Here is a 1,360-nt window from a genome sequence, read left to right as displayed (position 1 = left end):
TACAATGCGTGTATGTGAACCACTCAACTATACCGATGAACTCGGCGGGCTCCACTATGCTGATCCCCTCGTACTCCTCAACTTCGAGTAGATGACGGTCACCTGATACGACGTACTCTGCCTCTGATTCCAGAGCACACGCTAATATATGGTTGTCACTGGGATCGTCGTCGATGACCTCGGGAGTGTAGTTCGGGGAGACGACCGACGACATACTCAGTACCTTGTCGACGAACTTCTCGACTCGATCCTCTCCAAACGGTATCTTGTCTCTCATTAGAACATCCTCTACCTCTCTGAAGATGAACGGTGAGATGTAGATGTCTATCTCTCCCGCCTCTGCTAACTCCAAGACTCGGCTAGGACTGCCGTCTGAGAGGGTAGCCGAAACATAGACGTTCGTGTCAGGTACTACTCTCACTCCTCAACTCCCCTTGTCTCGTGTACCAGATCCTCAGCGTCTTCGTCTGAGACTCCCTCTTCCTCAGCTTGCTCCCACATCGGCTTAAGGACATCTTCGACTGACTCTTCGACGGTCGACTCGTCGATCTTCCGGAGAAGTATGCTGTCGCCTTCCGAAACCACGAGTAGCTTCGAACCCTCGTCGAGACCTATCTCACGCCTCACGTCGACGGGTATAGATATCTGTCCGCGTGAGCTCACCGTCACCATGTCTACATCAGTCATGTAAGATATATATTACTTGTAAGATAATATCTGTTGCGGTGGTTCCTATCGGAGAGCTAACCAACGCTTCTAGAGATATATTTGAAATGTTGGTTAGCTCTCACACCGAGGTAGGTAATACTTAACTATCGCCAGTAATACCCTCGTATTAGAATCTGATACGCTCGTGTTACACCGTAATATCTGGCAACACGTTCGTATCACACGATAACACGAGGCTGATAACCGCATGAAAACGTTAACCCTGAAGATAGACGAAGAAACCCTCGACGAACTCGACGACGAGGTCGAAGAGCGCGGCTACTCGTCTCGGTCAGAGTACCTACGTAAGATTATAGAAAAGAGACACGAGGTCGACGAAGTCCGCGAGGAGTACGAAAAGAATCTCGAAAAGCTCCGGAACGACCTCGATCACGCCGAAGCACGAGCCGACGACCTCAGACGGCAGCTTGAGGCACGCGGGAACGTCGAGGAAAAGGTCGAAGAGATAGCCGAACGACAGGAACGCCAAGACGAAGCCCTAGCCGAAGTACTTCGAGAACAACGGCGAGGCGTACTGAGTCGTGCGAAATTGTGGCTCTTCGGCGAGTCACGCGGCGACGACAACGACCGAGAGGGGAGCTAACCAACAGATCTAGAGAAATGTTAGAAATGTTGGTTAGCTCTAACGGAG

Annotated in this window: 3 protein-coding genes; 1 reads left to right on the top strand and 2 read right to left on the bottom strand. The window is 51.0% G+C overall.

Annotated features, from left to right (window positions below):
* Together SV253_08940 and SV253_08935 are read right to left on the bottom strand one after the other, a co-directional pair.
* A partial coding sequence (locus SV253_08940) for a putative toxin-antitoxin system toxin component, PIN family (GenBank protein ID MDY6776178.1) occupies nucleotides 1–421 on the bottom strand: 421 nt, incomplete at its 3' end.
* Nucleotides 418–687, bottom strand: coding sequence for an AbrB/MazE/SpoVT family DNA-binding domain-containing protein (locus SV253_08935; GenBank protein MDY6776177.1), 270 nt, complete (start codon nucleotides 685–687; stop codon nucleotides 418–420). The genes SV253_08935 and SV253_08940, both read right to left, overlap by 4 nt.
* A 229-nt stretch (nucleotides 688–916) precedes the next feature.
* Here SV253_08935 and SV253_08930 point away from each other — a divergent pair, with 229 nt between their 5' ends.
* Complete coding sequence (locus tag SV253_08930) at nucleotides 917–1,312, top strand: ribbon-helix-helix domain-containing protein (protein ID MDY6776176.1); 396 nt, start codon at nucleotides 917–919, stop codon at nucleotides 1,310–1,312.
* Nucleotides 1,313–1,360: the final 48 nt, after the last annotated feature.

The organism is Candidatus Afararchaeum irisae (assembly GCA_034190545.1).
GTDB classification, from domain to species: domain Archaea; phylum Halobacteriota; class Halobacteria; order Halobacteriales; family Afararchaeaceae; genus Afararchaeum; species Afararchaeum irisae.
Note: the sequence above shows the minus strand (reverse complement) of the source record. Positions and strands in the feature narration are given on the sequence as shown.

Bases quoted from the DNA above. Each gene is read 5' to 3' on its own strand.
- SV253_08935 (MDY6776177.1), bottom strand. From the start codon at position 687: ATGACTGATGTAGACATGGTGACGGTGAGCTCACGCGGACAGATATCT.
- SV253_08930 (MDY6776176.1), top strand. From the start codon at position 917: ATGAAAACGTTAACCCTGAAGATAGACGAAGAAACCCTCGACGAACTC.